The sequence below is a fragment of the Bradyrhizobium diazoefficiens genome, from assembly GCF_016612535.1.
In the GTDB taxonomy this organism is placed as follows: Bacteria; Pseudomonadota; Alphaproteobacteria; order Rhizobiales; family Xanthobacteraceae; genus Bradyrhizobium; species Bradyrhizobium diazoefficiens_C.
Window position 1 is genome coordinate 2,838,966 of sequence record NZ_JAENXS010000002.1, and the last position, 26,279, is coordinate 2,865,244.

The following is a 26,279-nucleotide window of genomic DNA, read 5'->3' on the forward strand; positions in this document are numbered from 1 at the left end:
GAGGCCAGCCGGCACGGGGCGGTCACTTCTGTGCGATCAGCGCGTCGAGCGCCTTGTCCGCATCGGCGCAAGCCTGATCGACGCTCTTCTGCTTCAGAATCAGATCCTGCACCGCCTGGCCGATGAATTCGCGCGATTGTGGATTAGCGACGATGGGATAGCCGACCTCGGAGGAGCCCTTGGTTGCGAGCACGTCGAGCGCGGCCTGCCACTCTTTCCGAACCGGCTCCTCATCGATCCACTTGCGATATTCAGGATCATTGGCGACGGACGGACGCGGCGGGGCGATGCCCTGCAGCGCCATCTTCTTCTGCACCTCGGGGCTGGTGGCCCACTGCACGAAATACCAGGCCGCATCCGGCTGCTTGCTGTGTGAGGACACCGCCATACCCCAGCCGATCGTGGTCGGCACCTGGCCGGCGTCGCCCGCCGGGAACGGCAACAGACCGGTGTCCTTCAGACGCGCGCCGCCGTCCATCACGGTGCGCAGCTCATTGGACGATTCGAAAGCCATTGCGGCACGGCCGCTGCGGTAGAGCGCGGAAATCTGCTGGAAACTGTAGTTGACGACGCCGGGCGGCCCGAAATCGCGCAGCAGCCGGCTATAGGTGTCGAGCGCCTCCTTGCCCTTGGCCGAGCACAGGTTCGACTTGCCGTTGGCGATGTAGCTGCCACCGATATTGTGCAGCATGTTGCTGAAGGTGTAGGCGACCGCGGGCTTGAGGCCACGTGAGACGAATGGCGTCACCGAGCTGTCGCAGGTCTTGATCTTTTCCGCGGCAGCCTCGACCTCCTTGATGGTTTTCGGCGCTTCGATGCCGCACTTCTTGAAGATGTCGGTGCGGTAATAGAAGATGGGACCTTCGATGTTCATCGGCATGCTGGTCAGCTTGCCACCGAACGTCGCAGCCTTCAGCAAGGCCTGGCTCAACCCGTTGGGGTCATAGTCCTTGGCCACCTCGTTCCTGGCCATGGCGGTGAGATCGCCATACCAGCCGGCAGCGGCGAACTGCTCGCCCTCGCGCGAAGGCAGCGTCATGAACACGTCCACCTCGTCGCTATTCGCGTTCATGACCGTGACCAGACGCTGGCGCATCTGCTGTTCCTGATAACCGTCGACCTTCAGGGTCATGCCGGTCAGCTTTTCGAAATCAGCCTTGTAGGTCAGCAGCGCCTGCGACACCGGATTGTTGTTGGCGAGAAAGGTGACGGTCTTGCCCTTGAACTTCATCCAGTCGAAATCGGCCGCGCGCGCCTGCGCACTGACGGCGGCAATTGCGAGAACCGGCAACGCGACGCGTGTCGCGAGCATCCTGGCCTTCATCGAGCTCTCCTCCCGGCTGGCCACCTTATGCTGGCGGCCTTTTTGAACACGTTTTGTAAGATACTTGAAAACGGTTACATCCTAAGCATCGTGCCGCCCCTGTCAAGCGATGGACAAGCGATGCGTTCTGCAGCAGTTTCGCGGCAATATCACGACTATGCAACCTGCCGAACAGCATGTAACGTTACATTCATGAGGCTGACAAACGCCAAAACTGCAAAGCAGGGCATTCGCGCCGTTGCGGCCCGGGCCGGCGTTTCAACCGCGTCCGTCTCGCGCGCCCTCAACAATCCCGACGCGGTGAGCCCATCCTTGCGCGTCCGCATCGAGCAGGCCATCGAGGCGCTCGGCTATATCCCCCATGCGCCGGCGCGCATCCTGTCGTCACGGCGCTCGCGAACTCTCGGCGCCATCGTGCCAACGATCGACAACACGATGTTCGCGCGCGGCATCGCCTCGCTCCAGCAGTATCTCTCCTCGGTCGGATACATGCTGTTCCTCACAACCAGCGGATACGACCTCGACGTCGAATTGCAGCAGGCGCGCAACCTCATCAGTCGCGGTGTCGACGGCCTCGTGCTGCGCGGTGACTGCCATCACGATGGATTGCGCAAGCTGCTCGCCGACAACGCAGTGCCCTTCATCAATGTCGGCATCTACCAGCCCGGCCGCCCTTACCCGTGCGTCGGAACGGACAACGAGGCCGCCGCCCATCGCGCGGCCGCGCATGTCATCGAGCTCGGTCACCGACGCATCGGGATCGTCTCGGCGCTCCAGCGCAACAACGACCGCGCCAGCGCCCGCGTCGCCGGATTTCGCCGCGCGCTCACCGAGAACGGCATCGAACTTCCTCCGCAATGGCATGTCGAGGTACCTTATACGCTGGACGACGCCCGCGAAGCCGCGCGCTATCTCCTCAGCCTGAAAGATCGTCCGACAGCCGTCGTGTGCGGCAATGACGTCATCGCCTATGGCGTGTTGCTCGAGGCGGAGCGCGATGGCTTCTCCGTGCCGAGCGACCTGTCAGTCGTCGGCTTCGACGACCTCGACTGGAGCCGCCATTTGCGGCCGAGCCTGACCACGATCCACGTTCCGACCGGAGAGACCTGGCAGCGCGCGGGCGAATATCTGGTGCGCAGCCTCGCCGGCGAGCAGACCATCATGCATCGCGAGATCGACTTCTCGCTGGTGGTCCGCGAGTCGACGGCTCCGCCCCCGAAATCCCCAGAAGTGAGACCCTCCCGATGAATTCCAGTTTTTCTCTCGCGCCCGACTTTCATGCCGTCGTGATCGGCGGCGCCGGCGACATCGGCGCCGCGATCAGCAACCAGTTCTGCGATCTCGACGCGGCGGTGACGGCAACAGGGGCCAATGATGCCGATCTCGCACGCACGCTGCTCAAGCCGCGCACGAGCCTTTCGCTCGCGACGCTCGATGTCACCAATGACGAGGCCGTCACGTCCTTCGCCCGGAAGCACCAGCGCGTCGACGCCCTGGTCAACTGCGCCGGGATCCTGGCGCGTGACAAGGAATTCGAGATCGAGACCTTCATGAAGGTGCTCGACGTCAATCTCACCGGCACGTTCCGGACCTGCATGGCATTCCACCCGCCGCTCGCGGAGGCGAAGGGTTCGATCGTCAACATCGCCTCGATGAACGCGACGTTGGCGCTGCCGCGAATTCCAGCCTATTGCGCCAGCAAGGGTGGCGTCGTGATGTTGACCAAGGCGCTCGCCTTGAAGTGGGCCGAAGACGGCATCCGCGTCAATGCGGTTGCGCCCGGCTACGTCGAAACCGCGATCAACGCCGCCGGCCGCAGCGATCTCGCGCATTATCAGCGCATCGCTGACCGCACCGCGTTCAAGCGCTGGGGCCAGCCGGAGGACATTGCCGGCGCCGTTGCCTTCCTCTGCATGCCGGCCTCGCGCTATGCGACCGGCACCGTTGTTGCGGTGGATGGCGGCTTCCTGGCGGGGTAGCGGGCGGGCCTATACGCCCAAGGCTTTTCGATTGAACGTTCGAAAAAAACGCAGTGACAGCGTTCGCAAATTCGCGACGTTCAGCAGCCAAGCTGCTGCGGTGTAAGCCAAGCCACCGGCAAGGCTCACCACGATGAGCGCCACGAGGCCGGTGCCGTTGACCTGTGACCGGGCGACGAGGATCGCAGCCGCCATTGCCGCAGCCGACGCCGCAACGCCGGCGAGCCGGTTGACATCAAACGGCACGGGATGAGCACGGTGCATCAGCACGAATGCGACGACGAAGCCGATCGCCTCGGTCGCGAGCGTCGCCAGCGCCGCGCCGTAGATGCCGTAGCCCGCGACCAGCACGAACATCAGCGCCACGCCGACGACCAGCGTGAGGAACGACTGCGCCGCCAGCATGAAGGGCCGCTCGGCGAGCTGGAAGCTGATCTGCACGTAGAATTGGTTGGCAATACCGAAGCAGCGAGCGAGCACGAGTGTCGGCAACAGCGCCGACACGCCGGCGCGGAAATCGATGCCGACGAGCGTGCCAGCGACCTGGTCGGCTGCGAGCGCAAGCCAAATCGCGACGGGCGCGACGACGACGAGCAGCAGTTCGAGGCTCTCGGTCAGTCGCTCCCGCGTCGCCTCGCTATTCTTCTCCGACAGCGAGCGGAACACGAGCGGCACGGTGGCGGCGGCCACGCTGGAGGCGATCATGACCATGAACTGGCGCGGCAGGTCGGCGGCAACGCCGAAAATGCCGGCGGCGTCCTTGCCGAGCAGCCAGGCGACGATGAGGCGGTCGCTGGTCGAGTAGAGCGCGACCGAAAGTCCGGCCAGCGTCAGCGGCAGGCCATAGCGCGCCAGCTGCATGAACTGACTGCGCTGGAAGTGCGCGATCTTCGTACGATCGCCGACGAGGTTGAGGACAATGCCGGTCAGCGATCCCAGGCCGAACGCCGCGAGCAGGCCCATGCCGCCCCAGCCGAGCCAGATCCCAAGCAGCCCGAAGCCGACGCTCGACACGCTGCGCACGATCGAGATCGCCGCGAACCGGTAAGGGCGCAGCTTGGCGCGCTCGAACTCCTGGCCGACGTCGACGGCATTCGACATGATTGCGACGAACATGCTGGCGAGCACCAGCCCGACACTGACGTCGCTGCGGAACAGGAAGACCAACGGCGTTGCCGCGCACATGGCGAGGACGGTCAGCACAAAGGCGACCATCGCCGTGCCACGAAAATCAACCTCCGCCGACATCGCCTGATAACGCGACACCGACAGCTTGATCCAGGCGAAGAAGATCGCCCCCAAAATGCCGGCAATGCTGATGCCGACGACATAGACGCCATATTCCGCAGGCGTCAGCAGCCGCGTGTAGGCGGTGACCGCGAAAAAGCCCACCGCCGCAGGCAGGATGTAGGCGACGAGATAAATGGAGAAATGGCGATTCAGCATGCGTGCACGGGACCGGGAGCCCTAAAATCGAGCGGCCGTTAATCAGTTGGACTTTGGCGTGACAATCGAAGGCTGGCGATCGGACTGCGCCGCAGCATCTCCCAAGATAGTCATTTAAGTCTGCAAATCGGCCGCCGAATGGGGCGGCTCCGCCGGTTTCGCGCGTTAGCGTTAAATTTGCCCTGTCCTTGAACCGGACGGCGCGATCACCGAAAAGAAACCATGTTTTCAGGACGTCGCCCGACGTCCTCCAATGCGTGGACGTGACTGACATGGACGTTGCCGAGCGTATGCGGGCGAACCCGGCCTCCCTGCCCGATGGCGGCGGCGATGCGGCGCTGGTTCCTGCGGCCCCCGGGGGCGGCGAGCGGATGACGCTCAACCTGTTCTTCGAGGAGCGGGACGACCGCTGGCTTCCGGGCGACCGCCACGTCCGGCCGCTGCTGCGGCGCATGCTGCTCGGCAAGTCCTGGATCAGCGGCCAGCGGCGCGTGTTCCTCAATCTCTGCGCCGGCCTCGACCGGGTCGGGATCCGCTATCGCGTCAACGATTACGGCCATATCCGCAAGCACCCCGACGAGCTCGCCTGCATCATCGGTCGTCCCTTCCTGCTGGACTGGTTCGCTTGGCAAAACCCGCTGCTGCTGGGGGTCGCCATGTACAATCATCCGGTGGATGCGCCTTTGCATCTGAAAGACCTGCACCGCAAGACCATCCTGGTGCCCTGCAACTGGTATGCGGAGATGTGCCGGCCGTACTGGCCGCATGTCGAAGTCTGGCCGGTCGGCATCGAAACCGATCTGTGGACGCCAGCGCCTGCCGAGCAGAAAAGCGTCGACGTGCTGCTCTACGACAAGGTCCATTGGGAGCGTGAGCGCTTTGATGCGGACCTGATCGAGCCGATCCGAAGGCATATCGAGGCAAGCGGCCGCACGGTTGAGCTGATCCGCTACGGCCATTACAGGGAAGACGACTACAAGGCCGCGCTGGCGCGTTGTCGCAGCATGGTGTTCCTCAGCGAGCACGAAAGCCAGGGCATCGCGTGTCTGCAGGCGCTGTCGAGCGGGGTTCCCATATTCGCCTGGGATCGCGGCGGGCCGTGGCAGGATCCCGAGTACTTTCCGCACAAGGTCAGGTACGAGGGCGGCGTGTCCTCGGTGCCCTATTTCGACGCACGCTGCGGCAGCAGGTTCATCGATGCGACCGGCTTCATTGCCGGCTGGAGCGACTTCTGGTCGCACGTCAGCGCCGGCGACTTCGCACCTCGCGATTATGTGATGGAGAACCTGACGCTCGAAAAGGGCGCGCTTCGCTATTACGGGATCGCTGAAGCGGTGATGCAGCGTCACGCGTGTTGACGCGCGGCCCGTCCGGGCAAAAGTTAACCCAACAAAGGGAATCCCAGGCGTCGCGAGGCTCCGCTTGGTAGATTGGCGCGTTGGTTCCGGAAGGACTACCGCCACGTGACCAAGCTCGACAGACGTGAATTCCTCCTCGGCAGCGCCGCAACGCTCGCGGCGGGCGCGTCGGCGTCAGCACTTCCGGTGTCGAAACTTGCGCAGCGCCGTCCAGGCTATGGCGCCGCCGCCACACTCTGGGACCTGCAAGCCGACCCGCGACTCGGCGAGGCCATTAGCACCTATTGCACCCAGGTCGTGCCGGTGCTCGAGCTGAAATGGCCGATGCTGCGACCGGACGCGCACACCTTTGCCTTCGAGCGCGCCGACGCCATCTACGATTTCGCCCAACAGAACGATCTGTCCATGCGCGGCCACGCCCTCGCCTGGTATCACGACATTCCGGACTGGACCAAGCAGATCAAGGATTCGAAGGGCGTCGAGCGCGCCTATGTCGATCACATCGGCACCGTCGTCTCCTATTACAAGGACAAGCTGACCTCGTGGGACGTCGTCAACGAACCCATCCCGGACAATCCGAAGAGCGTTAGAGACCGGCGCGACACGTTCTGGACGCAGCATCTGGGTGATCGCTGGATTCCGCTCGCCTACCGCACGGCGGCGGCAGCCGATCCCTACGTCAAGCTCGCGATCAACGAATACGACATCGAGTCGGCCAAGGACTCGTTCATCGCCAAGCGCGCCGCCTACCGCAACCTCATCATGAATCTGCTCGACCAGGGCGTACCTCTGCACGCGGTCGGACTGCAATCGCATCTGCATGCCGAGCTCGAGATCGACACCCATGGGGTCGCCGAGTTCGTCACCGAGCTGCGGTCGTGGGGCCTCGAGGTCTACGTTACCGAGCTCGACGTCGACGATCAGAAGCTGACCGGAAGTCCTTCGGAACGCGATGCCATCGTCGCCAAGCGTGTCGACGACCTCCTGACGGCGATTGCGACCAGCGGGCCGGTGCGCTCGATCCTGACCTGGGGCATCTCCGATCGATACAGCTGGATCAACGGCACCTTTGCCCGCAAGGACAAGCAGCCGAACCGTCCCCTGCCGCTCGACGGCGAGTTCAAGCCCAAGGCGTTCATGGACGTGATCAGCAAGTTCACCAAGAACGTCTAGCGCATCTTCTAACGCGTTTTGGGCGTCTCGAATGCGGTCGTGTCACCCATGTGGTCGGGAGACAGGCTCGGACCGCGCCGGTGGCGCGAATTCAGGCGGAAGACGTCGCGGATGTCGTCGATCGAAGTCGACGAATAAGACTGGATGCAGAGCGCGACCTGGTCGGGCGATGCGGTAGACATCAGCGCTTCAATCGCCTCGCGATCGAGACGGGTATCGTCCCAGTGCGAGACGGCGATGCTGTCCTCGGTGACCCGATGTCGCGCCAGATGTTCCGGCGAGTTCGCGACGAAGTTTCCGTAAAGCAGATACTCGGAGAACTTCTTCTTCCGGCAAAGCGCCAGGGCCCAGCTCAGGCCCGTCGCCGACTTGATGGCGTCGGTCATCGCACGCGCGGTGTCCTTGTCCCAAACCAGTGCGTTGCCGACATAGTCGTCCGCCGGGAACGAGCGTTCCTTGATGCCGAGAAGCTGATCGATGGTGCGGAGCCACAGCACATGCAGGGGATGGTCGGCGTCGATGCCCTTGCGCGTGACGAACATCGGCGTCTTCTCGGCACCGGCATATTGGCCGATGTCGAATTCGCGGAAGAACAGATTGTCCGAATCCAGAATGCAGACGCGCTGCTCCGGTGCGTTGAGGACGCCGGCGATCTTGAGGATCTGCTGAACGTGCCAGCCATGGACAGGCGACGACAGCAACGACAGCCAGACACGCCGGCTGCTGATGAACTGGAGCGCCGGCGGCAGCGCCCATAGCCATTTCGGCAGGTCACGCGAGGCCGGAACGATGACGCGCTTGTCGGACGCGAACCGCTCGAACAGCGGCACGTCCTCGTCATTAACGAGAACATAATGCCGCGTGTAACCCGTCAACCAAGTGTCGATGCTCTCGCTGAGCAGCGAGAAGCGCTCGATATCCTTGGCATAGCTGGCGGTCAGCAGGGCAACGGAATGCATGATGCGTGCTCAAATGGCCATCGAATCCCACTCATACAAGCGACGGGAGGCCTTGGAAACTTCGAATCGCAATCAAGGTAAAATGAAACGAATCGTTAGCCATCCGACGGCAGGCCCTGCGCGATGCCGCGAAAGCGTAGCGGCGCCAGCGACGATGCTCGCTGCCACCAATCAGCGACGCGATCATCGAGCGCAGTCACTCCGCGGCCCTGGCCGGGGAATATCCGGATCTGCTGCACCGCTTCGGCCTCGAATCCCTTGCCCTTGCGCGTGATCCTGAGGACGGCACCTTCGCGATCCCGCTGCGTCAGCGGCACCAGGAGGCGGCCGCGCGGGCGGAGCGACTGAAGCCACATCGGATGCGGATGAGAGAAGCCGGCGTGCACGATGATGACATCGGCCGGGCCACCGACCTCCGCGCATCCGTCGCCGTTGATGACCTCGACATTCCGATAGGCGCGAAGATAGGCCGCGGCGCGCGCCGCGAGCCGTTCGTCGCATTCGATGGCGTGCACCCGACCCTTCGGGCCGACGATCTCTGACAGGATCGCCGAGAAATAGCCGAGCCCGCAACCGATCTGGACCACGCGGTCCTTCTCCTCGACGTCGAGCACATCGATGAAATGCGCCCACAGGCTCGGCAGTCCAGTGTCGAGCTTGCGGCGTGCGTCGATGGCGACCAGCACATCGTCGTAGAGATGCACCGGGTCGGCGTCGGGTGTCAGCCGGTAGCTGCGCGCCGCCTCGCTCTTGATCCGCCAGGGCCCTTTCGCCAGAAAACCTTCGCGCGGAACCGCCGCCAGGGCTGTGAGCAGGCGCTGCGAGGCAATCCGTTCGCGCTTGGCAATCAGCTCGACGTAGCGCGCACGCGCGCCGGACAGATCGCTCATTTCGCCGGATCGCCCTGCAGACGAACGGGTGCGTCGCCACCGAGTTCGCGCACCAGCTGCATGGCTTGCTTCAGGTCCGGCGTCAGGAAACCCTCGTTGAATTTGCCAACGATCGGCAGGAGCAGAAGGCTTGCATGTTCGCGCTTGCCGGCTTCATGCGAGAGCCGCGCGAGGCTGACGGCGGTTCTGAGCTCCCAGGACAGCGCGCCCTGCTTGCGCGCGGTCTCGAGCGACAGATCGAACAGATCCTCCGCCTCCTGCAACGAGGCTGGATTGCCGTCCGACAACGTGATCTCGCCTTGCAGGCGATAGACCTCGGCGAGATAGGAGTGATCGCCGGTCCGTCTTGCGGTCGCAAGCGCGCCGTCCAGCGCGCGCAAGGCGGCATCGCGCATACCGACCTTGGCATAGGCCTCCGCGAGCAGGCAGCGGAACCAGCAGCCAGCGAGCCAGGAATCCATCGCCTCGTATTCGTCGAGGCCGAACCGCATCTGGCTGATGCCTTCGTCGGCCTCGCCGAGCTGGGCCAGCGCCCAGCCACGCAGGATCGCGGCCTGCTGCTTCCAGTGCAGGAAATTGTGCTCGGTGGCGATGATCATGGCGCGGTTGGCGTGATCGCGCGTACCCTCGATATCGCGCAAATGCTGGCAGAGATAGGCGCCGAACACCAGTGCGAAGGCGAGCGAGAAAGGATGACGGATCTTCTCCGCCAGCAGGATCGCCTGCTCGCTGTGCTGGCGCGCGGCGTCGGGCTGGCCGAGGAACCACAGGAGATAGCCGAGATAGGACAGCGAGACGACACCGGGATCGGTGCCGTGACGCTCCATCAGGTCGGAGTGCAGGTCCGGGCTGTAGAGATTGATGCAGCGGTGCAGATGATGCTGCGCGGCGGCGAAGCGCCCGCGATAGAGCATGGTCATCGCGATCGAGCGGTGCGCCTCGATCAGATAGCCGGTCTGCTGCGCCGGCTGCGTCCCCTCATTCAGCCGCTCGCGCTTGGCGAATTTCAGCAACTCGACGCTGAGGTCGTGTGCGCGGGTGAGATCGGCGCGGATGAAATGGCACACCCAGAGCCCGCGTGTGGCGGCAAAGGCCTTTTCGTCGTCGTCGAGCTGCTGGCCGAGCTCGAGCGCACGGATGTAGTTCTCCTCGACCTCCTGCACCGCGTAGCCCTTGGCGGCGATCAGCGCAATGCCGAGCGCAATTCGCAGCTCGAGCTCCATTTCGTCGGCGCCCTGCATGCGCGCATTGGCCTGCACGACGCTCAAGCCGCGGCGCAGATGACCGATCGCCTCGAGATTGGCGCCGCTCTTGGCCGCCTGCTTGCCGGCCTTGAGCCAGAAGCTCGCCGCGCCCTCGCTCTGGCCGGACTCGGTCAGATGGTGGGCGAGCAGCTCCGGCTCGCGCTCGGTCTTCTCCGGATACATCTCGGCCAGCACCTGGGCGATGCTGGCGTGCAGCTTGCGCCGCTCGCTGTGCAACAGGCTCGCATGAGCCGCGTTCTGGATCATCACGTGCTTGAAGGAGTAGAGCGCATCGGGCGGATGACCACGGCGCATAATCAGCCCGGCCTCCTCGAGATGCGTGAGCGCCGCCTCGATCTGCTCCGCCGGCGTGTTGGCGACCGCTTGCAGCGTCTCGTAGGAGAACTCGCGGCCGATCGTGGCGCCGATCTGGGCGATCCGCTTGAACGGCCCCATCCGGTCCAGACGCGCCATCAGCGAGTCCGTCAACGTCGCCGGGATCGCCAGCTGCCGCCACGGGCCCGACAGCACGTAGCGCCCGTGCCGTTCGGTCAGGAGGTTGGATTCGAGAACCGTCTTGGTCAGCTCTTCCAGGAACAGCGGCACGCCGTCGGTCTTGACGATGATCTCCTCGACGATCTCCTTGGGAAGCTCACGCCCCGCGACGCGCTCGACCAGCGTCGCGCGCAACGGCCGGCTGAGCCGGTTCAGCACCAGCGTCGTGATGTGCGAATGCGCGTTCCAGCTCGGCTGGAATTCGGAGCGCGCGGTGATGATGGCCAGGATCGGCCGGTTCTGCGCCCGGTCGACCAGGAGGTCGATCACCTCGCGGGAGGTTGGGTCGATCCAGTGCAGATCCTCGAAAGCCATCACCAGCGGCATCTCGTGCGCGAGGCCCAGGAGGTGGTTGACCAGCGCCGCGACGGTCGCGTCCTTCTGCTGCTGCGGCGACAAATCGAGCGGTGGATAGCGCTCGCAGGTCGGGATCGACAGCAGCGCGGCAAACAGCGGTGCGACCTGCTCGATGTCGCCATGGGCGGTGGCAATCGCATTCTCCAGGCTCGCCAGCGACAGCGCGGACGCATCCTCGCGATCGAGGCCGAGGGAGAATTTGAGCTGCTCGACGAACGGATAGAAAGCGGTGGAGGTGTAATAAGGCGAGCACTGGAACGAGACCTGTCCGTGGCGGTCGCCTGCGATCCGCTCAAAGATCTCCTGGATGATGCGCGACTTACCGATGCCGGGCTCGCCGAACTTGACGACGACTTGGCCGTCGCCCTCCTTGACCTGCTGCCAGCGGCCCATCAGCAGCGCGATTTCCTCCTCGCGGTTGACGAGCGGGGTCAGCCGCGTGCCCATGGCGGCCGCAAAGCGGGTCTCCACCCGCGTGGCGCGCACGACGTGCCAGGCCTGGGTCTTCTCCGAGATCCCCTTCAGCGCATGAGCGCCGAGATTGCGGTAATCGAACTTCCCCTTCAGCAATGACTGCGTCGAAGAGGAGATCACGACGCCGTTGGGCGGCGCCAGCGCCTGTAGGCGCGCGGCCAGATTGACGGTCTCGCCGACCGCGGAATCGCGCTCTTCGGTGCCCTGGCCGACGAGGTCGCCGACCACGACAAGGCCGGTCGCGATGCCGATGCGGACGGCCGGCGCGTGACTGAGCGCGCCGCGCGGCTCGATCGCGCGCGCGGTCGACAGCACCCGCACGATCTCGAGCCCGGCGCGTACCGAACGCTCGGCGTCGTCCTCATGCGCGGTCGGGTAGCCGAAATAGACCAGAATGCCGTCTCCGACGAAGCGGGCGGCAAAGCCTTCGTAATGCTTGACCACGCGCACACAGGTCTCGCGGAAGCTCGCGATCATGTCGCGAACGTCTTCCGGATCGAATTGGGCCGAGAGCGCGGTGGAATCCACCATGTCGCAGAACATGGTGGTGAGCTGGCGTCGCTCGGCGCCGACCTCGGCGCGGGCCTGCGGACGCACGGGCGCGATCGGCGTCTCCGCCGTCTCGGCCTGGAACAGCGCGGCTGTCGCCCGCCGTAGCCGCTTGCGATCGCCCAGCGGAAGTCCGAGCTCGGCAAGGTCAGCCTCGGTCAGATCCCCTATGACGTCGAGATCGAGGCGGTGCTGCGCGAACAGATCGGTGTAATGCCCGAGACCGACCCCCTCGAGCCAGCGCTTCAACCCGAGTTCCGTCTCCGGTTCTTTCTCCAGCATGGTGATCCCCGCCCGACAATCCCTCCGCCGAAGGGCTAAAGGTCCCTCAACCACAGATTTTGGGGCCCAAACTTCACCTCAGACTGGACGCGTTCCCTAACTCTTGGGAAGAATAGCCCAATCAGATCAAAAGGGAATGGCATTGTCCGAGTTTGCACCCGGAGAGAGATCGGACGGCATCAGTGCCGAAACCGAGACCTTTGCCGATATCGGCGGCCTTCTCGCCTTCCATGCGCGAACGGCGCCCGCGGCACCCGCCCTGCTCGCGCCGGGACGAGCGCCCCTGACTTATGGCGCGCTCGGCGCCAGGATCGGGCATCTGGTCCACACGCTCCGAGGGCTCGGCATTGCGCCTGCCGACCGGATTGCCGTTGCACTGCCGCGCGGGGCCGACAGCGCGCTCGCTCTGATCGCAGTCGCATCGGCCTGTGCCTGCGTCCCCGTCAATTCCGACCTGACGGCGGACGAACTGCAGCGCTATTTCAGCGAATTGAAGCTGACGGCACTCCTCACCCGGGCCGACATGAACTCAGCGAGTCGCGACGTTGCGAGGGCGCTCGGTATCGCGGTGATCGACTTCGTGCCGGGACCGGAGACGGATCTCGGCGGCTGTGAATTCAGCGGCCCGACGGTCGGTCCGGCGAATTCGAGCGGCGCCGCCAGCACTGAGGACGACGCGTTCATCCTCCTGACATCGGGCACGGCGGCGCGGCCGAAAATGGTGCCGCTGACACATCGCAATGTGTGCTTGTCCGCTACCAATGCCGGCCGCGTGCTGTCGCTCGCCCCGCACGATCGCTTGCTCAACGTCCTGCCGTTGTTTCACGCCCACGGCCTGATCTCCGGCCTGCTGACGGCACTGGCCGCGGGCTCCAGCGTGATCGCGACGGCCGGTTTCGACGCGCCGTCCTTCTTCGGCTGGATGCGGGACCTGCAACCGACCTGGTACACGGCGGTGCCGACCATTCATCGGGCGCTGCTAACGGCCGCGGAAGCCAACCCGGACCGTGCCCGCGAATCATCGCTGCGCGTGATCCGCTCGGCCTCGTCCTCGCTTGCGCCCGCGATCCTGAACGGGCTGGAGGCGATGTTCGGCGTGCCCGTGCTGGAAACCTACGGCATGACCGAAGCGGCCTCGCAGATTGCCGCCAATCCGTTCGAATTGCGCAAGATCGGATCGGTCGGCCGCGCCGCAGGCCCGGACATCACAATCATGGACGAGACAGGCCGCGAGCTTGCGCACGGCACGCGTGGCGAGATCATGCTGCGCGGCGCGAACATGAGCCGTGGCTATTATAATGACGAAGCGGCGACGCAGGCCGCGTTTCGCAACGGCTGGTTCCGGACCGGGGATCTCGGCTATCTCGACGCCGACGGCTATCTCTTCATCGTCGGCCGCATCAAGGACGTCATCAACCGCGGCGGCCAGAAGGTCTCGCCGCTGGAGGTGGAAGAGGTGCTGCTGGCCCACCCGGCGGTGCTGGAGGCCGGGGTATTCGCAATTCCCCACGCAAAGCTCGGCGAGAACGTCGCCGCGGTCGTGGTGCTGCGAACCGATTCCGAGGCGACCTCCAACCAGTTGCGCCAGTTCGCGCGTAAACGTCTCGCGGCCTACAAGGTGCCGAGCCTGATCCGCTGCGTAGCGGCGCTGCCGAAGGGCGCCAGCGGCAAGGTCAAGCGCAACGCGCTGGCCGAGCTGATTTCGGTGCCACATGATGACGACGAGACTCATCTGCCGCGCACCGCACTGGAGGCACAGCTCGCGGACATCTGGGCCAATCTGCTCGAGCTTCCGCAGGTCGGCGTCGATCAGGATGTCTTTGCGCTCGGCGCGGATTCGCTCGCAATCACGCAAATGCGCTCGCGCTTGCGTGAGCGCTTCAACGTCGACTTCTCGTTCGAGGACATCTTTGATTGCGCGACCGTCGGCGCTCTTGCCGCCCGGCTCGAGACCACAACCCATCGTGATCCAACGCTGCCGGATTGGAGGCAGGACGCCTCTGAAGGAGACGCGCCGCTGTCGTTCCAGCAGCAGCGGATGTATGTGCTCTCGCGGCTCGATCCGACGCGCTATAATTATAACGTGGCCGAGGTCGCGCTGCTCGAGGGCGAGGTCGACCTCGCCGCGCTTCAGGCGGGCCTCGCGGCGATCTGCGCGTGTCACGAGGCGCTGCGTTCGGTCTTCGTCGAACGTGAGGGGGAGCCTGTGCAGCTTGTGCTGCAGACGCCGCCGCGGTTCGAGCGGATCAAACTCAAGCCCTGCCCCGCGGACAAGCTGGCCGCAGTCGTTCGGCGCGAGGCGCTCAAGCTCGCGCAATATCCGTTCGATCTTGCCAGCGAACCGCCGCTGAAGGTCACCCTGCTCTCGTTTGACAAATCCAGCCATGCGCTGGTGGTCAATGTCCATCACCTGGTCACCGATGGCTGGTCACAGCGGCTGTTCTGGGAAGCGCTCGCCGTCGAATATTCCGCCGCGCGCAAGGGAAACGCGCCGGCACGACCTTCGCCTAGCTTCCAGTATCGCGATTTTGCCCGCTGGCAGCAGAGCTGGGCACAAATGCCGGCGGCAAAGGAGCAGCTCGATTACTGGCGGACGCAGCTCGACGGCGTCACCACGCTGCCGCTGCGCACCGACCGGCCGAGGCCTGAAGTCTGGAGCGGTCACGGCGCCCGTCACTATTTCGAATTCTCCAAGACCCTTTCCGCCGACATTCGCGCACTGAGCCAGAACCAGGGCATGACGCCCTTCATGACGCTGCTCGCGGTCTTCCAGTGCTTGCTGTTCCGCCACACCGGGCATGCGGACGTGGCGACCGGCTCGCTGATTGCAAACCGCAACCAGATCGAAAGCGAGCGGCTGATTGGGCTGTTTGCCAACACGCTGATCTTGCGCAATGATTTTGGCGGCGATCCGACTTTCGGCGAAATGCTACGGCGGGTGCGCCGGGTCACGCTCGATGCCTACCGCAACCAGGACCTTCCGATCGAGGAGGTCCTACGCGCGTTGCAGATCGCGCGACGGACCGACGGCAATCCGCTGTTCCGGATCATGTTCATCCTTCAGAACGCATCGATCGAGGCCGCGCGCTTCCCGGGCCTGGCGACGCGCCGGCTGGAGGTCGACCCGAAGGTTGCGCGCTTCGACATCACGCTCGAACTGGTCGAGGCCGACGGCCGCTTCACCGGCTTCGTCGAATACGCCACCGATCTGTTCGACGCGGGGACGATCGAGGGCATGGCGGATCAGTTCAAGACCCTGCTCAAGGCGGTCATCACCAATCCCGAGCAGCGCATCTCGCGCCTGCCGCTGCTGACCGCCGCGGAACGCCGGCGGCTGCCAGCGAAAGGCAAGCCCGCCGATTTCACGACGCGCGGCAATCTCTGCGAACGCTTCGAGCGGCAGGCGAAGAAGACGCCGAATGCCGTGGCCATATCCGATGGACCCCTGTCCCTGAGTTATCGCGAGCTGGCACGCCGCAGCCAGGCGATCGCACGCTGGCTCACGCGCGAAGGCGTCGGTGCGGAGACCGTGGTCGCCTTGCTTGCGGACCGCGGGCCCGACCTGCTCGCCGCGATGATCGCGGTGCAGCGCGCAGGCGCGGCCTTTCTGAACCTCGATCCCGAGCAACCACCGGCGAGGCTCGCGACCATCCTCGGATCGAGCTGCGCGACGGTATTGCTGACGGGGCGGGCACGATCCGCCATGGTCGAGGCGCTGCTCGAACCGCTGGTTGCGCGTATCCAGGTTGCCGAGATTGAGGATGCAATCGCGCTCAAAGCGACCAAGCCGGCCCGCGCGGCGCCACGCGCCGGCGCGAGCCTTGCCTATCTCATCTATACGTCCGGCTCCTCCGGCGCGCCGAAGGGCGTCATGATCGAGCAGCGCGGGCTGTCGAACCATCTGGCGTCACTCATCGCCGAGCTCGGCCTCACAGCCAAGGATGTGATCGCGCAGACCGCACCGCAGAGTTTTGTCATCTCGGTCTGGCAGTTCCTCGCCGGTCCCATGGTCGGCGCGCGCGTCCATATCTGCGGCAATGCGGTCGTGCAGGACCCCATGCTGCTGGCGCAGGAGATCGAACGCGAGGGCATCACGGTGCTCGAGATCGTCCCCTCGCTGCTCCGGGTGATCCTCGAACGCCTCGACGAGGCGGAGATTCTGCGCGCATTCGCGAAGCTGCGGCTCCTGATCTCGACTGGCGAGCCACTGCCGGTCGACCTCTGCCGCGGCTGGTTCGCCCGCTGCCCGAAGGTGCCGCTCATCAACGCCTATGGCGCCTCGGAATGTTCCGACGACGTCTCCCTGCACCGGCTGACCAAGGCGCCGGATGCGGCGACGGTCAATGTTCCCATCGGCGCCCCTTTGCCGAACACCCAGCTCTACGTGCTCGATCCGAATCTGGAGCCGCAGCCGATCGGCGTCGTTGGCGAGCTCTGCATCGGCGGCGCCGGAATTGGCCGCGGCTATATCAACGACCCCGCGCAAAACCGAGAGCGCTTCATCCCCGATCCATTCGCGCGCCGCGAAGGCGCGCGGCTATACCGCACCGGCGACCTCGCCCGCCGCCGCGCCGACGGAACGATCGAAGGCCTCGGCCGCGCCGACCTTCAGGTCAAGGTCCGCGGCTACCGCATCGAGCTCAAGGAGATCGAGGCTGCGCTTGCCGACCACGACAGCGTGCGCGCCGGCATCGTCGAGCCGCGCCGCGACGCCAACGGCGATGTCAGGCTGATCGCCCATGTCGTTGCCAGGGCCGGCAGCCAGATCAGCGCCAGCGAACTGCGCGACTTCCTCAAAAGCCGGCTGCCGGGCCATGCGATCCCGTCGGCATTCCTGTTCCTGGATCAGGTTCCGCTCAATGCCCACGGCAAGGTGGATCGCTCCGCCCTGCTGGCCCCCGCACAACAGGAGGCCGCCGGGACGGAAACCGTCGTGCCGGCCCGCCGTTTCACCGAAAAGGTCCTGTCCGACATCTGGATCGATCTGCTGAAGGTCGACAGCCTCGGTGTCACCGACAATTTCTTCGACCTTGGCGGCCATTCGCTGCTGGCGGGCCAGGCGATGGCGCGCGTGGCCCGTGCGTTTGGAGTCTCGCTGCCGATCAAGACCATCTTCGAGGCACCGACGATCGAAGAGCTCGCCCGGCGGGTCGACGAGGCCGTGGTGGCGCAACCGCGCAAGCCTCCGACAAGTGCGCCACGGCTGGCCGACAACGGGCCTCCCACACTCTCGATCGCGCAGGACCAGATGATGCGGATCGAGCAGAACCTGCCGGATCTGCCGCTGTTCAACCTGCCCTTCGCCTTCCACCTCGAAGGCCCGATCGATCCGCGCATGCTGGCGCAGGCGATCGACGACATGGTGCGCCGCCACGAATCGTTGCGGACGGCATTCGGCTGGAATGGCGGGCAGCCGGTCAGCCGCATCATCGCGCCTGCCACGCTCGGCCCGGTCCTGACCGTCGAGACCATCGGCGACGGGCGGCCCCACAACAACAAGCGGCGCAAGGCCCTCGAACTCAGGAAGATCGAGCTCCTGATCGCACAGGAGACCTATACCCCGGTCGACGCCGCGCGGGCGCCGCTGCTGCGGGCGCGGCTGCTGCGGCTTCACGCCGAGGACCACATCCTGCTGCTGACGCTGCACCACGCCATCGCCGATGGCTGGTCGGTCGGCGTGCTGTTCGAGGAAATGTCCAACCGCTACGCCGCACTCGCAGGCCATCCGTCGGTGCCCTTGCCGAAGCTACCGCTCGCTTTCTCCGATGTCGCACGGTGGCAACGCTGGTGGTGTGGCACCGAGGCGGCCCGCAGGCAGGCCGCCGACTGGACCGAGAATTTGCGCGGTTCAGCCCCCCTGTTCGACGGCGAAGCCCGCCCGAGCGCATCCACGGGGCATCATCCGCTCAGCCTGGAGCGCGACCTGGTCGCCCGGCTCACGGCCTATGCGCGCCAGCACAACGCCACGCTGTTCATGTGTCTGCTCACCGGCCTGAAGGCCCTGCTGCTGGCGCGGACCGGGCGCACGGACATTTCGGTCGCTACCGCCATGGCCAACCGCGCCCAGCCCGACACCGACCGGATCGTCGGCCCATTCGAGAACACCGTGATCATCCGCAGCCGAATCACGCCGGATCTCTCGTTCGCGCAGGCCCTGGGCCGGGTGCGCCAAAGCGTGCTCGATGCGCATGCGCGGCAGGAGCTGCCGTTCAACATCCTGGCCGACCATCTGGAGCAGGAGGGCATCGATCCGGCCTCGCTGCTCCAGGTCTATTTCACGCTGCAAAATCCACTGCGCCAGCCGCTCGATCTGCCCAATGTCACGGTGCAGTCGACCGGAAACGTCGCGCGCGAGGGCCAGCCGGTGCTGCCGGTCGACCCGACCTGGCTGTCGTTGATGCTCAAGGAGCGCCCGACCGGGATCACGGGTTCGTGCAATTACAAGGAGGAACTGCTCGACGGCGACACAGCTGGCACGTGGATGGAAGATCTCGTCTCGCTGCTGGTGGCTGCAGTCGCCCAACCCAACACGCCGCTCGACCGATTGCTCGCTCGCAAGGCGGCATGACCGGCTGTACAAGCCCGGCGAATAGGAGTTCACTCGCCAAAGCTGTGAATGATCAAGTTGCATCTTGATTATTTGGGCGCTGCCGCGCAAGATTATCACGTTTCGATTTGGACTATTATTTTTCGAACCGGGGGAGTTTGTTATGGGTTTCATCAAATTTACCAAGGGTACCTCGCTGAGCGACAAGGACCGCAAGGCCCTGCAAAAGCTGCTCACGAGTGAGAAGAAGAAGCTTCAGTCCGCACTGAAGGACGTCGATGCCAGCCTCTCGACGCTGGGCGGCAAGAAAGCCAAGAAGAAAAAGTAAGACTCGTCAGCCGGGACGTCGCACGAGTCTTCAGGCTTCGCTTTTCGAATTTGGGCCGCTCGCCTGTCGAGTTGGGGTCTCGCACAAGCTTGCGCCTGTAAACCGGCCAGCAATCGACAAGAATTTGCCCGGGTGGACCGCTAGAAGCAGTCCGCTCAGTTGTTTCCTGTTCGGTTGATTCTTTCGGTCAGGGCCGGATTTGGCCTCCGCCTGACGTTATGGGCCCATTTGATGGCAGACGACGGAATTGAACTGTTTGTCGGGTTGATCGGGAGCATTGACACGCCAGGCGCGGCCGACGCGTGCCGGCGGCTGCTCTCGGTCGACGAGCGGAAACGCGCCGATCGCTTCATGTTCGAGCGGCATCGGCGGCAATATATCTTCGCACACGCGATGTTGCGCCTGGCGCTCTCGCACGCAGATCCCGATGTCGCCCCCACCGACTGGTCGTTTTCGACCGGCCACTACGGGCGGCCCTTTGTCGCAGCGCCTGCGAGCGCGACAGCGTTGCATTTCAGCCTGTCCCACGCCGATGGGTGCGTCGCTTGCGTGGTGTCGAGGCACGAGACCGTCGGCGTCGACGTCGAGACTGTGTCGCGGCGCGTCGCACCGCTATCGACCGCGCTCCGCTTCTTTGCGCCGGAAGAGGTCGAGACGCTGCGCGGTCTGCCGGAGCCAGCCGCGATCGAGCGCTTCTTCGACTATTGGACGCTGAAGGAGGCCTATCTGAAGGCCAGGGGCTTTGGGCTCAATCTGCCGCTCGACGCGTTCGCCATGCAGGTGTCGCGGGAGGCGATCGAGATCAGCTTCAAGCCCGATATTGCCAACGATCCAGCGGGCTGGCGCTTCTCGCTGTGTTCGCCCTCGCCCTCGCATCGCCTGGCGATCGCCGACGGCTCCCGCGCGGCTGGCGGCCTTCGCATCACCCGCAACGCCTGGCCGCTCCAGGAAGCGGCGGAATGATTCCCGCGCGGCTGCGCGTCTTTCCGGCAATCTCGCGCAACCGCGATCCCAAGACATATGTCGGCGAGCTGATGCGGGTGGCAGAGTTCGCCGATCGCAATGGCTTCGAAGGCATCCTGCTGTTCGAAGGCAACGACGTGTTCGTCGAGCCCTGGGCCATGGCGCAGCACATCGTCGCTGCGACGACGCGATCCTCGCCGCTGATCGCCGTCAATCCGGTCTACATGCATCCGTTCACGGCAGCGAAGTTCGTTTCGTCCTTTGCCCAGCTCTACAGCCGCAAGGTCTATCTCAACATGATCACGGGGACTGCGGTCAGTGATCTGCAGGGGCTCGGCGACGAGCACCCGCATGCCGACCGCTATGTCCGCCTCGGCGAGTTCGTCGCGATCATGCGCCAATTGCTTTCGAGCCCGCGCCCGGTCAATGTCGAGGGCCGGTTCTACCGCGCCAGCAATCTGCAACTGCGGCCGCACCTGCCGGCGGAGTTGATGCCGGAATTCCTGATCGCGGGGCAATCGCACGCGGCACAACGCGTCGCAGAGGAGACCGGCTGCGTCAAGATGCAGATGCTGCCGCCCGATCTCGATCGCGGTCTCAACGCGCCCGGAATGAATTTTGGCATCTTCGCGCGCGAGAGCAGCTGCGAGGCGCGACAGGCTGCGAAGGCCCGCTTCCGCGACAACCCTGATGACCGAGAACTGCTTGCGCTCACGGTGGAGAACTCAGATTCCGTCTGGAAGCGGCGGCTCTTTGAGGGCCAAAGCGGCGAGCTCGCCGACAATGGCTACTGGCTGCTGCCGTACCTCACCTTCCAGGCCGACTGCCCCTATCTCGTCGGCAGCTACGCCGAGATCGGTGCGAAGTTGAAGGATTTTGCCGCGAAGGGCCTCACCACGATCATGCTCGACATGGTCGCCGACGAGACTGAGATGCAGCACGTCTGCAAGGCGCTCAAGGCCAGCGGGATGTTTTGAGTTTTTCTCCCTCCCGCGCATCCGCTTTCGCTATGGCTTCGCCGGGACAAGCGCGGGGAGAGGTGAAGAGAGGTCTCACCTTGCCTCTTCAAATCCCGCCAGCACCGAGGTCAGATTCGCGCCGAGAATATCCGAGAGATAGCCACCCTCCTGCACGAACACGGTCGGCAGGCCCATCCTCGCGATGGCCTGGCCGATGCGGCGGAAGCCGGGCGTGGTGACGGCGAGGCCCTTCAGCGGATCGTGCTCGGACGCATCGAGGCCGAGCGCGATCACGAGCGCGCCGGGCGCAAAGGATTCGATCGCTTGGCGCGCGACACCCATCGCCTGGATGTAACCGTCATCGCCGGTGCCGATCGGCAGCGGGATGTTGAGATTGGCGCCGAGGCCGGGACCTTCGCCGCGCTCATGCGCATAGCCCCACACATACGGATAATAGGCGATCGGATCGGCGTGGATCGAGATCGTGTAGACATCCGGCTGCGCGTAAAAGATGCCTTGCGTGCCGTTGCCGTGATGGACGTCGACGTCGAGGATCACCACGCGCTCGTGCTTGAGCCGCAGATGGGCTGCCGCGATCGCGCTGTTGTTGAGAAAGCAGAAGCCGCCGGCCATATCGCGATAGGCGTGATGGCCGGGCGGACGGCAGAGCGCGTAGGTCGCATCCTCGCCGTCCATCACCATCTGCGCCGCCGTGACCGCAACGTCGGTGGCGGCACACGCCGCGGCCCAGGTGCCCGGGCCGATCGGTGCCGCGGTATCGGCGGTGTGCCAGCCAAGCTTGCCGACGATGTGGGTTGGATAGGTTGCGGCGTGCCGCACGGGATGAATGTTGCCGATCATCTCCGGGCCGGAATCGCCGAGCGCTGTCCAGGCGTCCCAGGCTTCGCTCAGGAACGACAGATATTCCGGGCTGTGAATGCGCGCCCGCGGGCCCTGGCCGAATTTGCTCGGCTCGACCAGTTGATGCTTGCCGTCCTTCAATCCCTTGAGCAACCGATCGGCGCGCTCGGGCTGCTCGGTGGTGCGCTTGACGACACCGCGAACCAGGAAGAATTGCGGATCATGGCTGCGGTGCAGTTCGGTATGGACGGCTTTCACTCAACACTCCGTGGTCGCTTTTAACGGTGCCACAGATGTCTTGATCTCCGCGGCGGCCAGATGCAAGCAAGAAGAGTGCCGCCAATGCCGAGCCGCCCTGCGCCGGAAGCAGATCGCCCGTGAAGTTCAGCAGCGGCCGCGCTGGAGACAGTGCTCGCGACCCTGCTGGTCGGTCCGGAAGGATTCGATGAAGCCGCCCTGGCGCTGCGTGACGAAAACGGTCTTGCCGTCGCTGCCGCCGAAGGCGAGATTGGTCGGCTCCTTGCCGTTCAGCACGATCTCGCGCTCGACCGCGCCATTGGGCTTCATCAGCGCGATCGAGCCCTTGAGAATGCGGGCAATGTAGAGGCGGCCGCTGACATCGGTACGCAAGCCGTCGATGGTGTCGGGCTGAAATGCCTTGACGAGTTTTGGGTCCGTGAGCGCGTTGCCAGCGATGGTGTAGGACCAGACCTGACCGCTGCTGGATTCGCCGACATAGAGCGTCTTGCCGTCCGGGCTGAGATCGATGCCGTTGGTGGTCCCCATCGCGCGCGGCGACGACATGACCTGTCCCTGCACCACACCGTCGGCGGCTTTCGCCATGCGCCAGATATGGCCTTCCCGCCCCTTCCAGTTCGGATCGCTCGCATAGATCGTGCCGTCGCGGGCGACGGTGATGTCGTTGGGCTGGCTCATCTCGTCGGAGTGAAACCAGATCGCGAGCTCGGTGCCGCCTTTCGGAATCGCGAAGATATTGTGCTTTTTGTAATCGGCGATGAACATGGTGCCGTTGCGATCGAAACGAATGGCGTTGCCGACGCTGCCTTCGGGGAGCGCCGTGAAGGCTTCCGAGGCCGTACCGCCCGCGGGTAATCTGCCGATGGTGCCGGGCTTGCCGAAATTAACGACGAAGAGATTGCCGTCGAGATCGGCGGCAGGCCCTTCGATACCGTGTGTATATTCATCGGCGGGCGTGACCTGCACGCTTTCGAACAGCTTCGTTTCGGCTGCGGCCGGAGGCGTCGCGACGATAAGCAAAATGCTACTGCACAGGCACCAGAAATTCCTGCCGGATGTAATAGCCATCGTCGTCGCTGCACTCGCCATTCAAATAAGGATCGGCCGGCCGGAAAAATCGGCTGAAGCCCGGTTTGTCTACAGCGTTCCTTTGTGTCACGACGACGACCTTGGCGGCCGGTGTTTCGCCGCATTCCTTGTTCGCCTTGCCAAGGAATTTGCGCTGCGGCAGGCCCAGCTTGACGCGCATCGGTGTGCCCGGAACCATCTTTGCAACGAGCAGGTCCGCGATATTGAGCAGAGCCGCATAGCCGGGCTCGGTCTTCGGCAGGCCCTCGCCGCCGGGCGGCATCAGCTTCTCCGCGCCGATGCCGCGCAGCCGCGTGCGCAGCTTGCCGGAGTCGGGATCACCCGGATAGATCCAGCCGTCCTGCGACAGCATGAAGCGGAGCACGGTCGCGTCCTTGTCTGCATCTGTCTGACCTGCCTTCAGGCCAAAATCGGCATGGCAGCCGACGCAGTGCTTTTCGACCAGGCCCTTGCGCACCGTGGTGAGCCGGATCTTGTTCTGCGCGTCCTTGGCGACGAAGGCGGCGAGTTGGTCGATCAGAGCTTGGCTGCGGGTGTCGCAGGGCAGCGGCGCCGGTGGATCGCCCGCGGCGCGATCGATGCGGATGATCGTCTGGTTCTTGTCCTCGACCAGCCAGATCGCGCCATCCTCCGCGACCGTCATGCCGACCGGCGCGCCTTGCGGCCGCGCACCGTTGACGCGATGCCAGCCGGCAATCAGCTCCTCGAACGGCGCCGCCGCAACCTCGCCGGAATCGGTCTGAAAACTGCGCGTCGGATCGGCCGCGCAACTGACGTGGTAGCGCACCGGTGCCGGGCTCGGCTTTGGGAAACCATGGTCGTCGACGTCGTAGACGAGGACTCGACTCCCGGTCGGGCGATAACCGTGCAGGCTGACCAGGAGCTTGCCTTCGAGCTCCGGAAACTTGGTCCCGTGATAATACAACATCGCGAGCGGCGCACCGTGGGGCGGCATCAACGAGAACGGTTGCTTGTAGAGAGCGTTCGCCGTGCAGAGCGACTTGTAGGTGCCCGATTGCAGCACGCGTTTGAACTCGGGACTCGGCGTCGACACGTCAAAACAATAGGGCCAGCCATAATGCCTGCCCTGCTCGATGGCGTTGATCTCCTCGTTCGGCTTGAAGATGTCGGGCAGGTCACGGCCGTTCTCGCTTTGCAGGAACGCATAGCCGGCATCGGGAAAGTTCGGATGCAGCGCCAGCGCCATCGAATTGCGCAAGCCACGCGCATAGACAATGTGCGGCGGGTCGGTATCGCCAGGCTTCAATGCCGGGAAGACGCCGCCCGAGGGCGGCGTAAACAGCCAGATCGCGGCCATGGCGGAGGGGCCCTCAGCCGCCGCGCAAGGTTTCGTGATCGGCGCCGGCGTGATGCAATCGTCGCTGTGGGCGCCGACATTCACGAACAGCCGCCCATTCCTGTCGAATACGAACTGCTTGAGCGGATGCGCGCTCTCGTCGAGTTTCGTTCCATCGGGCAGCGTGATGCGGCGGCCCGGCATGTGACGGATGATGGTCTCGACCGTGCTGCGCGAATTGTCCGCGAGCGGATCGAACCGGAAGATGGTCTCGGCGGTCGAAGCGTAGAGCTTCTTGTCCGGACCGATGGCGAGGCCGAAGGGATATTCGACCCCGGTCAGGAGTTCCTTGAATCGCTGGCCGCTGGCGTGGGGATCGAGCAGCAGCAGCCGGCCATCGGTGTGGCCCCAGCCGCCCATGTCGGCGACCACGAAGAGGTCATGACCGGGGATCTGGATGATCGACCGCGGAAATTTCAAACGGTCCTCTTCGCTGGCGACGAGGCCGGCGCAAAAGCCGCCCTTCATGTCGATCTGGACCTTGGGAAAGGCGAGATCGCCGCTGCCGCAGGTCTCCGTTCCCAGCGTGTAGCCGCTTTTCCTCACGGGATCGGACGCAGCCAGTGAGCCAAAGCCGAGCAGGACCGCCGCGAAGACGACAACACCCACGCACAAGCTTCGGCGTCCATCCTGGAATGTAAGATGATTCACAGCGGCCCCCCGACTTTCGGTCGAAGGTTGTTCCATGCCGTGCAGGCGCCGTCCAGTTGAACATCACCCGCCTGTGATCAAACCCGCAGGGCTCGTGGTGCCGACCAATCTCCGTAGATTCCCTTACCGGGCTTGGCCCGAATATTTTCCGCTCATTTCGGATGGTATCGATATGCCGTCCAAATCGCTTTCCAGAGGAGGCGTGTATGGTTCAGATGTATTTCCACTGCTCGAATGCCGAAGGCACGCTGATCGATCGCTGCGGCACGGCAGTCGCCAACCTGACCGAAGCGCGCGACCGCGCCGCCCAGATCATGCGTTCGATGATCGAGACGCCCGGCGCCGAGGATTGGCGTGATTGGGTGATCCATATCAGCGACGACGACGGCGAGGAGATCTTCGATCTCCCCTTCACCGCCATGCTCGGCAAGCCGCATTGAGGTGATGCCATGCTGTTCGCTTCATTGAGCCTGCTCCGCCATCCCCTCACCTTCGTCGCCACCAAATGGCAGAAGCTGGTGCGGATCGCGGGCAATCCCTACCGCCCCGAGCTGCACTACATGCGCGGCCCGGGCCCGAAATGGCACGCCAAATATCAGGCCAGCCGGCTCAACCGCGGGCTCCGAGCATAGCGCCTCCGCTGCTTTCCAACTGATCGGTCTCTCAACTCGTCATG

18 protein-coding genes are annotated in these 26,279 nt (G+C 64.5%); 10 read left to right on the plus strand and 8 right to left on the minus strand.

What is annotated here, in order from left to right:
• Nucleotides 1–22 precede the first annotated feature (22 nt).
• Nucleotides 23–1,324, minus strand: a complete 1,302-nt coding sequence (locus JJE66_RS30130) for a sugar ABC transporter substrate-binding protein (RefSeq protein WP_200518150.1) — start codon at nt 1,322–1,324, stop codon at nt 23–25.
• 192 nt (nt 1,325–1,516) lie between these two features.
• On the opposite strand from JJE66_RS30130, the gene JJE66_RS30135 reads away from it, so the two are divergent.
• Both JJE66_RS30135 and JJE66_RS30140 read left to right on the plus strand, forming a co-directional pair.
• Nucleotides 1,517–2,572 (plus strand): LacI family DNA-binding transcriptional regulator, encoded by a 1,056-nt coding sequence (locus tag JJE66_RS30135; RefSeq protein WP_200518152.1) that lies wholly within the window; start codon nt 1,517–1,519, stop codon nt 2,570–2,572.
• Nucleotides 2,569–3,303, plus strand: coding sequence for an SDR family NAD(P)-dependent oxidoreductase (locus tag JJE66_RS30140; protein ID WP_200518154.1), 735 nt, complete (start codon nt 2,569–2,571; stop codon nt 3,301–3,303). Before JJE66_RS30135 ends, JJE66_RS30140 begins: the two co-directional genes overlap by 4 nt.
• A gap of 9 nt (nt 3,304–3,312) precedes the next feature.
• Here the strand turns inward: JJE66_RS30140 and JJE66_RS30145 are convergent, their stop codons facing one another.
• Nucleotides 3,313–4,749: a lipopolysaccharide biosynthesis protein gene (locus tag JJE66_RS30145; RefSeq protein ID WP_200518156.1), complete on the minus strand. Its 1,437-nt coding sequence runs from the start codon at nt 4,747–4,749 to the stop codon at nt 3,313–3,315.
• 272 nt (nt 4,750–5,021) lie between these two features.
• On the opposite strand from JJE66_RS30145, the gene JJE66_RS30150 reads away from it, so the two are divergent.
• Complete coding sequence (locus JJE66_RS30150; protein WP_200518158.1) at nt 5,022–6,107, plus strand: glycosyltransferase; 1,086 nt, start codon at nt 5,022–5,024, stop codon at nt 6,105–6,107.
• 105 nt (nt 6,108–6,212) lie between these two features.
• Complete coding sequence (locus tag JJE66_RS30155) at nt 6,213–7,280, plus strand: endo-1,4-beta-xylanase (protein ID WP_200518160.1); 1,068 nt, start codon at nt 6,213–6,215, stop codon at nt 7,278–7,280.
• An 8-nt stretch (nt 7,281–7,288) separates the two neighbouring features.
• Here JJE66_RS30155 and JJE66_RS30160 read toward each other — a convergent pair whose 3' ends face one another.
• The 3 genes from JJE66_RS30160 to JJE66_RS30170 all read right to left on the minus strand — a co-directional run bounded on the left by JJE66_RS30160 (nt 7,289) and on the right by JJE66_RS30170 (nt 12,590).
• The gene (locus JJE66_RS30160; protein WP_200518161.1) at nt 7,289–8,239 is read right to left on the minus strand and encodes a DUF6492 family protein; all 951 of its coding nucleotides are present in this window, start codon (nt 8,237–8,239) and stop codon (nt 7,289–7,291) included.
• 95 nt (nt 8,240–8,334) lie between these two features.
• Complete coding sequence (locus tag JJE66_RS30165) at nt 8,335–9,129, minus strand: protein-L-isoaspartate O-methyltransferase (protein WP_200518163.1); 795 nt, start codon at nt 9,127–9,129, stop codon at nt 8,335–8,337.
• On the minus strand, nt 9,126–12,590 hold the full coding sequence (locus JJE66_RS30170; RefSeq protein WP_200518165.1) for an AAA family ATPase: 3,465 nt from the start codon (nt 12,588–12,590) through the stop codon (nt 9,126–9,128). Before JJE66_RS30170 ends, JJE66_RS30165 begins: the two co-directional genes overlap by 4 nt.
• A gap of 136 nt (nt 12,591–12,726) precedes the next feature.
• Between JJE66_RS30170 and JJE66_RS30175 the strand changes: the two genes are divergently transcribed.
• The 4 genes from JJE66_RS30175 (at nt 12,727) to JJE66_RS30190 (ending at nt 21,405) form a co-directional block, all read left to right on the plus strand.
• The gene (locus JJE66_RS30175) at nt 12,727–19,158 is read left to right on the plus strand and encodes a non-ribosomal peptide synthetase (RefSeq protein WP_200518167.1); all 6,432 of its coding nucleotides are present in this window, start codon (nt 12,727–12,729) and stop codon (nt 19,156–19,158) included.
• A gap of 142 nt (nt 19,159–19,300) precedes the next feature.
• On the plus strand, nt 19,301–19,465 hold the full coding sequence (locus JJE66_RS30180) for a hypothetical protein (RefSeq protein ID WP_200518174.1): 165 nt from the start codon (nt 19,301–19,303) through the stop codon (nt 19,463–19,465).
• Between the two features lie 231 nt (nt 19,466–19,696).
• A complete protein-coding gene (locus JJE66_RS30185; protein WP_200518178.1) occupies nt 19,697–20,428 on the plus strand; it encodes a 4'-phosphopantetheinyl transferase superfamily protein in 732 nt (243 codons plus the stop codon).
• Nucleotides 20,425–21,405: an LLM class flavin-dependent oxidoreductase gene (locus JJE66_RS30190; protein ID WP_200518180.1), complete on the plus strand. Its 981-nt coding sequence runs from the start codon at nt 20,425–20,427 to the stop codon at nt 21,403–21,405. The genes JJE66_RS30185 and JJE66_RS30190 overlap by 4 nt, the downstream gene beginning before the upstream one ends.
• 75 nt (nt 21,406–21,480) lie before the next feature.
• Here the strand turns inward: JJE66_RS30190 and JJE66_RS30195 are convergent, their stop codons facing one another.
• The 3 genes from JJE66_RS30195 to JJE66_RS30205 form a co-directional block, all read right to left on the minus strand.
• Nucleotides 21,481–22,506 (minus strand): histone deacetylase family protein, encoded by a 1,026-nt coding sequence (locus tag JJE66_RS30195; RefSeq protein WP_200518182.1) that lies wholly within the window; start codon nt 22,504–22,506, stop codon nt 21,481–21,483.
• A gap of 126 nt (nt 22,507–22,632) precedes the next feature.
• The gene (locus tag JJE66_RS30200) at nt 22,633–23,574 is read right to left on the minus strand and encodes an SMP-30/gluconolactonase/LRE family protein (protein ID WP_200518183.1); all 942 of its coding nucleotides are present in this window, start codon (nt 23,572–23,574) and stop codon (nt 22,633–22,635) included.
• Nucleotides 23,531–25,603, minus strand: a complete 2,073-nt coding sequence (locus JJE66_RS30205; RefSeq protein ID WP_311979976.1) for a PQQ-dependent sugar dehydrogenase — start codon at nt 25,601–25,603, stop codon at nt 23,531–23,533. The genes JJE66_RS30200 and JJE66_RS30205 overlap by 44 nt, the downstream gene beginning before the upstream one ends.
• A 206-nt stretch (nt 25,604–25,809) precedes the next feature.
• On the opposite strand from JJE66_RS30205, the gene JJE66_RS30210 reads away from it, so the two are divergent.
• The gene (locus tag JJE66_RS30210; RefSeq protein ID WP_200518185.1) at nt 25,810–26,043 is read left to right on the plus strand and encodes a DUF6894 family protein; all 234 of its coding nucleotides are present in this window, start codon (nt 25,810–25,812) and stop codon (nt 26,041–26,043) included.
• A gap of 9 nt (nt 26,044–26,052) precedes the next feature.
• Nucleotides 26,053–26,235 (plus strand): hypothetical protein, encoded by a 183-nt coding sequence (locus JJE66_RS30215; RefSeq protein ID WP_200518186.1) that lies wholly within the window; start codon nt 26,053–26,055, stop codon nt 26,233–26,235.
• Nucleotides 26,236–26,279: the final 44 nt, after the last annotated feature.